Annotated in this window: 7 protein-coding genes; 3 read left to right on the top strand and 4 right to left on the bottom strand. The window is 60.9% G+C overall.

The genetic code is table 11. The features are described 5' to 3' along the window. The coding region (locus VJ604_RS14010) for an RtcB family protein (RefSeq protein WP_324083484.1) at positions 1-1160 on the bottom strand (1160 nt) is incomplete at its 3' end. Between the two features lie 329 nt (positions 1161-1489). On the opposite strand from VJ604_RS14010, the gene rpsA reads away from it, so the two are divergent. Together rpsA and VJ604_RS14000 are read left to right on the top strand one after the other, a co-directional pair. Next, positions 1490-2695 (top strand): 30S ribosomal protein S1, encoded by a 1206-nt coding sequence (gene rpsA / locus VJ604_RS14005; RefSeq protein WP_324083482.1) that lies wholly within the window; start codon positions 1490-1492, stop codon positions 2693-2695. Between the two features lie 3 nt (positions 2696-2698). Next, the gene (locus tag VJ604_RS14000) at positions 2699-2920 is read left to right on the top strand and encodes a DUF3820 family protein (protein WP_324083480.1); all 222 of its coding nucleotides are present in this window, start codon (positions 2699-2701) and stop codon (positions 2918-2920) included. Positions 2921-3021: 101 nt separating this feature from the next. Here VJ604_RS14000 and VJ604_RS13995 read toward each other — a convergent pair whose 3' ends face one another. Continuing rightward, the gene (locus VJ604_RS13995) at positions 3022-3555 is read right to left on the bottom strand and encodes a BCAM0308 family protein (RefSeq protein WP_324083478.1); all 534 of its coding nucleotides are present in this window, start codon (positions 3553-3555) and stop codon (positions 3022-3024) included. Between the two features lie 747 nt (positions 3556-4302). On the opposite strand from VJ604_RS13995, the gene VJ604_RS13990 reads away from it, so the two are divergent. Beyond that, positions 4303-4962, top strand: coding sequence for a protein-L-isoaspartate(D-aspartate) O-methyltransferase (locus tag VJ604_RS13990; RefSeq protein WP_324083476.1), 660 nt, complete (start codon positions 4303-4305; stop codon positions 4960-4962). A 78-nt stretch (positions 4963-5040) separates the two neighbouring features. On the opposite strand, the gene VJ604_RS13985 is transcribed toward VJ604_RS13990, so the two are convergent. Both VJ604_RS13985 and eno read right to left on the bottom strand, forming a co-directional pair. Beyond that, a complete protein-coding gene (locus VJ604_RS13985) occupies positions 5041-5958 on the bottom strand; it encodes an RluA family pseudouridine synthase (RefSeq protein ID WP_324083474.1) in 918 nt (305 codons plus the stop codon). Positions 5959-6236: 278 nt separating this feature from the next. Continuing rightward, the coding region (gene eno / locus VJ604_RS13980) for a phosphopyruvate hydratase (protein WP_324083472.1) at positions 6237-7084 on the bottom strand (848 nt) is incomplete at its 5' end.

Genomic DNA, 7084 nt, shown 5'->3' with positions numbered 1-7084 from the left:
TCCATGCTCCCGCCGATGATGACCGGCTGCCCTGTCTTGCTGTAGCACTCCGGGATGCCGTAGGCGCCGGGGCCGAAGGCGCGGGTCGATCCCTTGCGGTGCACCAGCAGTTCCCGGTGGACGCCGTTGATCTCGTGCCGTTCCAGTTTCGCCGTGTTGTGGGCGACGTCATAGACCATGCGCATCCCCATCTCGTCGGGGGAACGCTGGAAGACCTCCGAGAAGACCTCCCTGATCCGGTGCAGGATGACCTGCCGGTTGGCGAAAGCCATGTTGACTGCGCACTTCATGGCGCTGAAATAGGCTTGCCCTTCCGGTGAATGGAAGGGGGCGCAGGCCAGTTCGCGGTCCACGATCTTGATGCCGTACTTACGCTCCATCACGGAGAGGAAGAGCTTCAGATAATCGGTGGCTACCTGGTGCCCGAAACCGCGGCTGCCGCAATGGAACATGACCACCACCTGGTTGGGGATGGTGAGTCCGAAGGCGGCCGCCCGCTCCGCGTCCATCACGTTGTGCGGCTCTACCACCTGAATTTCGCAATAGTGGTTGCCGCTTCCCAGGGTGCCCAATTGGTTGTACCCTCTTTCCACCGCCTTCTCGCTGACGGAGGAGGCGTCGGCACCGGCGAAGCATCCTCCTTCCTCGGTCATCTCCAGGTCCTCAACGGTGGCGAAACCACGCTTCAGGCACCAGCGGGAACCCTGCTCCAGGATCGTGCGGAACTCATCGTGGTTGAGCCGCACGAAGCCATGGCACCCCACCCCGGTCGGTATCCTGGTGAAGAGGCGATCGACCAGTTGGTGCAGCTTTGGCTTCACCTCGTCTGCATCGAGGGTGGTGAGTACCAGCCGCATGCCGCAGTTGATGTCGAAGCCGATCCCGCCCGGAGAGATGACCCCGGTGCCGGGGTCCATGGCGGCGACCCCTCCAATGGGGAAGCCGTAGCCCCAGTGTCCGTCCGGCATGCAGTAGGCGTAGCGCTGGATACCGGGGAGGGTGGCGACGTTGGCGACCTGCTCGAACACGCCCGCGTCCATCTCCTGGATCAGCTTCTCGGTGCCGAAGATGCGGGCGGGAACCAGCATCCCTTCCTTATAGGTGGTAGGAAGTTCCCAGATCGTGTCCGAAATCCGTTTCAGCGCGGCTGGCAGATTCATTAGTTCCTCCCCCGAGGTAGGCTGCGTCCTCCTCGTTTACCTGACCTATACTACCATAAATAAGGGGCTGCCACCTGACCTGCGGCGGTGGCGGGTCTGCCGCTCTCTTGTGGTCGGGTCCACCCTGCCGCCACCTGGCGGTGCGACGACAGGTGGGCGGCACCGCCCACCACACGATGAGCATTGTGGATGCACCGGAGAGCGCGTGGGCGGTGATAGCGGCGATGATCACTAATGAAGGGGGGAAAGCTAGTTGACAAGGGTGCGGGGTCACCTGTATGCTCGTTGAATGCCTAAAGAGCATCAATTACTGGATGAGGGTAACTTACATGGATAACGAACACATTGATGAGATGGAGACCGAAGAGGAAAGCTTTGCCGCCTTATTCGAACGCAGCCAGAAGGACGCGGGGCGCCTGGCGCCGGGTGACAAGGTGGAGGCGACCGTCCTCAAGATTGCCAAGGACTGGGTCTTCCTCGATACCGGTCGCAAGGGCGAGGGGGTACTCGACATCAAGGAACTTACCGACGCCGATGGCAACGTGACCGTGAAGGTCGGTGACAAGGTTTCCGCTTGGTTCATCTCTTCCCGCAACAACGAAATGCGCTTCACCACCAAGATAGGTGGCAAAGGCGGCGGGGCCGCCGGCAACGCCCAGCTCGAGGAGGCCTACGCCTCCGGCATCCCGGTGGAAGGTGTGGTGGAAAAAGAGGTCAAGGGTGGCTTCGAGGTCAAAGTCGCCGGTTCGCGCGCCTTCTGCCCGTTCTCCCAGATGGCCCTGAGAAGGATAGAAAGCAGCGAGGCCTTCATCGGCAAACACATGTCGTTCCGCATCACTGAATACGCCGAAAACGGCCGCAACATCGTCCTTTCCCACCGCGCCCTCTTGGAGGAGCAGCTCAAGCAGGAGAAGGAAGCCCTCAAGGAGACCCTCAAGGTCGGCGACCGCGTCAGGGGTACCGTTACCTCCCTGCGCGACTTCGGCGCTTTCGTCTCCATCGGAGCCGTCGAGGGACTACTGCCGATCTCCGAGGTGGCCTGGTCCCGCGTGAAAGATTTGAGCGAGGTCCTCTCGGTCGGGCAGGAAGTCGAGCTGGTGGTCAAGGCCATCGACTGGGAAAAGGGGAAATTCTCCTTCTCCTTGAAGGATACCCTGGCCGATCCGTGGGAAGAGGCTGCCGCCGCCTTCCCGGAAGGGTCGTATGTGAACGGCACGGTTGCCCGTCTCACTCCCTTCGGCGCCTTCGTGACCCTCGCCAGCGGGGTCGACGGCCTCATCCACATCTCCAAGCTGGGTGCCGGCAAGCGGATTCAGCACCCGCGCGAAGTCCTCGCTGAAGGGCAGGAGGTCGAGGTGAAGGTGGAAGGGGTCGACCGCGAGCAGCGCAGGATCTCCCTGTCGCTTGCTTCGGTCAGCAGGGCCGAGCAGGAGCAGGCCGAGACCATGGAGTCCTTCCGCAAGACCGCCGCCGAGGCTCCCAAAGGGATGGGTACTCTGGGCGACCTGCTGAAGGCGAAGCTCGGCAAGGAGTAGGCGTTGGAGGAGCTCTTTCCCGACCGCGCCTTCCTGGTGAAACTGGCACGAACCAGGATGCCCTTCGGCAAGTATGCAGGGACCCTGCTCGTCGACCTGCCGGAACCGTACCTGGTCTGGCTGCGGCAACAGGGCTTCCCGGAGGGCGAACTGGGCGACATGCTGCAGTGCATGTACGAGGTGAAGCTGAACGGATTGGAACACCTGTTCGACCCGCTTCGCTGATCCGTCCTTGGCGAGCCCGCTTTCCCGCTGCACAATAAAAAAGGCCCTTCTGCACTATCGCAGGAGGGCCCTTTTTCTTGTAGAGGCAACGTTGGGGCTGGTCAGCGCATCCATTCCACCCGGACCATGCGCTGATCATGGCTCCACTGGTAGTGCAACTCCCCTTTCTGGGACCTGAACACTTCTCTTCCCAGTTTCTGGGCCAGTTTGTCTTCGGTAGTGGTCACCGTTATTTGTCCGTTATCTTCCTTGATCTCCATGATCCTGCCGATCGGGTTCTTTTCACGCGACTTGGCCTCCTGCTGCCTGATCGCGTTCAATATCTCCTCTTTGTGCACAGCCAGGTAGGGGCCTGAGAGGGTCACGACCCCGCCGGGGTTATGATCTTCCATCCGCTGGCAGGCGGGGCAGAGGACTTCACAGCTGGCACCCTGTTCAACCCCTTCAATCTGCCATCTCTTGTTGTGATAGGTAATTCCGCATCCCTTGCAATGGGCACCCTCCGGCAGCCCTCGTTTCGGCAGATAGACGTCGAGGCTGCGGACGGTCCGCAATCCTTTCTCTTCGACTCCGGTTCTGTTTGCCTTGGAAACCCGTTCCACGCCTGGTCTGTTTTCCCTGGAAGCACGTGCCATAAATGACCTCCCTGACCGATTGTTGGTATCTTTCTCAGTATAGCATTGATACCTGAAATTCCATTGGCCGTGGTTGACCCACAAAAAAAGGCCCGGTGACCTGCACCGGACCTTTTCCTGAAAAACGTAACTGGCTCAGTATCTGAGATGCTTTATCCGTATCCGTCGGTATAAGCAGGCCGGGGCGCGGGAGGCATGCTCCTGTCAGGACCATGATCAACCCGGAGTTCCCTTAGGCTTACCCTTTTTCAAGCGGTGCAAACGCGCCTGGCGGATGCGACTTACACGCCTATCGGCTTCGTCTCCTAGAGAGCCAGCTACCAACTCCGAAGCACCGTAGGGCTTTGTGAGATACACGCACTTTTGTAAAACATCTCCCTGGAAGACGCTTCAGGCATTTCCCTTTCAGGAACTGCACACCACGTCTGAGACCTGGGAACAAAGTGGATAAGGTATCATCAGGTTTCTCACGCAGCCTTTACCTGTACTCCAGAGTCGTTTTCAAAGAACTATCTCTTTTGATTTTAGTGTACGCTTCCCCCTGAAAAGTGTCAACATACTGAAAGACAGCGCTTTTCTCCGGCCGCTGTGTCACGGTGTAACCGCGGCCTGTCGCTGTTCCCGTGGGGAGCGCGGCTTCTTGACGGGGTTCCCACGAAAGGGACTGCCTGCTCTGCGGGCTTCCGGTTGTGAGTCCTGGCCGCTGTGATACGATTTAGCTCGATTTTAGCCTTTCCGGAGGATGCCATGGCGATCCATGCACGCGCTGAGCTGGAGTCAAGGAAGGAGCGGATGCTGAGCGAGGACCTCTTGGCACGCGGTATCCGCGATGCCGCCGTGATCGGGGCCATGCGCGAGGTGCCGCGCGAGGCTTTCCTGTCGCCGGACATGGCTCGCTTCGCCTACGACGACGGACCGCTCCCCATCGAGGAGGGGCAGACCATCTCGCAGCCGTACATCGTCGCCTACATGATCGAGGCGCTGGAACTGCAGGGGACGGAGCGGGTGCTGGAGGTCGGCACCGGTTCCGGCTACGCGGCGGCGGTACTGAGCCTGTGCGCAGCCGAGGTCTTCACCGTGGAGCGGATCGCGCCGCTCGCGCAGAGCGCCCGGGAGCGCTTGGAACGGCTGGGCTATCGCAAGGTCACGGTTCACTTGGGCGACGGCACCATGGGGTGGAAGGAGCATGCACCGTACCAGGCCATCGTGGTGACAGCGGGGGCGCCGGAGGTGCCGGCCGAACTGATGGAGCAGCTGGCGTCGGGCGGGCGGCTGGTGATCCCGGTCGGCCCCACTCCGCATCTGCAGGAACTGGTCAGGGTGCGCCGGCAGGCCGACGGCAGCTTCAAGCGGGAAAATCTCTGCCCGGTCCGTTTCGTGCCGCTGATCGGAGAGCAGGGGTGGTGAAGGGCGATGAAAGGTGAAAGGTGAAAGGTGAAAGGTGAAAGGGCCGCCCGGGGAGTTCCGGGGCGGCCCTTTTCAGTTCTAGGCGGAGGCCGGGATGGTCAGCTCGGAGGCCGGCACCTCGTCGAGGGCCTGCAGCAGGGAGTCCTCCCGCAGAGCCGTCAGCTTGCAGACCATCTTGAGCAGCGCGGCCGGCAGCGGGGCCGGGATGTGCAGCGCTTCCCCGGTCGCCGGATGTACCAGCCGGGTGGTGAACGAGTGCAGCGCGTGCCCGGTCAACCCCAACACGCTCCTGCCGCCGTAGCGACGGTCGCCCAAGATAGGATTGCCGATCATCTTGAAGTGCTGCCTGATCTGGTGCATCCTGCCGGTCAGGGGATAGACCGCGACCAGCGAGCTCCCCCCGCCACTGTAGACACGCAGGTAGCGGGTCTGCGATTCCTTGCCATCCAGCGGAGCGTCGATCTCTCCCTGTTTGGGGAGTTTTCCCTCCACCACCGCCAGGTAGAGCTTGCCGAGCCCTTCGTCGTGCACCATCCTGCCGAACATGCCGGCGGCGACGTGGCTCTTGGCGAGGATGATGGCGCCGGAGGTCCCCTTGTCCAGCCTGTTCACCGGTCTCAGCCTGCCGATGCCGTCCCTTTTCTGCAGGAACTGCTCCCCCAGTTGCACGAGGTTCGGCTCTTCGGGATCCACCGTCCTGTGCACGGCAAGCCCAGGCGCCTTGTTGGCGCAGACGATCCAGCCGTCTTCGAAGAGGATGTCGAGGTCGGGGGTGCTGTTGGCGAGAAAGGCGGCGGTCTTGCCGCTCTCCTTGAGGGTGACGCGGTCGGTGCGGCGGAGCACCCGTGTCGGTTCGGGCTCCTCACCGTTCACCTTCACGTGTCCGGAGGCTAGCAGCTTCTTGAGGTAGGAGATGTTGGCGCTCGGCAGCAGGTTGCGCAGGAAACTGTCAACCCGCCGGAAATGGTCCTTGGCTTCTATTTCGAAAGTAAGCATGGGGGGAGTATACCTACATGAAAGGTGCTACGCAAGCCTAATGAAGCGGTAACTCGGTAAATTATAGTTGTTTTCTGTTTACATCTCCATTACCAAGTCCAACGTATCCAAGCTGATTAACCCCGTTCGCCCTGAGCCTGTCGAAGGGCAGCTTGTATAAGTCGGGAAAATGGTACTTCGACAAGCTCAGCACGAACGGCGGCCGACAGTGCGGTTAACGGAAAAAAGGCGCCCCCGTGCGGAAGCGCCCTTTTTCGGCTCAGCTCCAAAAAACAGACTTACTTCTTGATGTTGTAGAACACCTCGTGGCCCCTGAAGAGCGCCACCTCGTCCAGCTCGTCCTCGATCCGAAGCAGCTGGTTGTACTTGCAGACGCGGTCGGTACGGCAGAGCGAGCCGGTCTTGATCTGGCCGGCATTCACCGCCACCGACAGGTCGGCCAGGGTGGTATCCTCGGTCTCGCCGGAGCGGTGCGAGATGACGCAGGTGTAACCTGCGCGCTTGGCCATCTCGATGGCGTCCAGTGTCTCGGTCAGGGTGCCGATCTGGTTCAGCTTGATCAGGATGGAGTTGGCGATCCCCTTCTTGATCCCTTCCTTGAGAATGGAGGGGTTGGTCACGAACAGGTCGTCACCAACGATCTGGATCCGCTTGCCGAGGCGGTCGGTGAGCAGCTTCCAGCCGTCCCAGTCGTTTTCGGCCATGCCGTCCTCGATGGAGACGATCGGGTACTTGTTGACCAGGTTCTCGTAGAAGTCGACCATCTGAGCGGCGGTCTTCTTCGGCTCTGCCTCGTTCTCGAGGGTATAGACGCCGTTTTCGAAGAGTTCGGAGGAGGCGACGTCCAGCGCCAGGAGCACCTCTTCGCCCGGCTTGTAGCCGGCCTTCACGATGGCTTCCATGATCACCTGCAGCGCCTCTTCATTGGACTTCAGGTTGGGAGCGAAGCCCCCCTCGTCGCCAACTGCGGTGTTGTATCCTTTGGACTTCAGCACCGACTTGAGGGCGTGGAAGATCTCGGCGCCCATCCGGAGGGCTTCCTTGAAGCTGGAGGCGCCGGCCGGCATGATCATGAACTCCTGGATATCGACGTTGTTGTCGGCGTGGGCGCCGCCGTTGATGATGT

It is taken from the genome of Geomonas sp. (assembly GCF_035254065.1).
Lineage (GTDB): Bacteria > Desulfobacterota > Desulfuromonadia > Geobacterales > Geobacteraceae > Geomonas.
The sequence above is the reverse complement of the archived record's forward strand: the minus strand, read 5'-3'. Positions and strand labels throughout refer to the sequence as shown.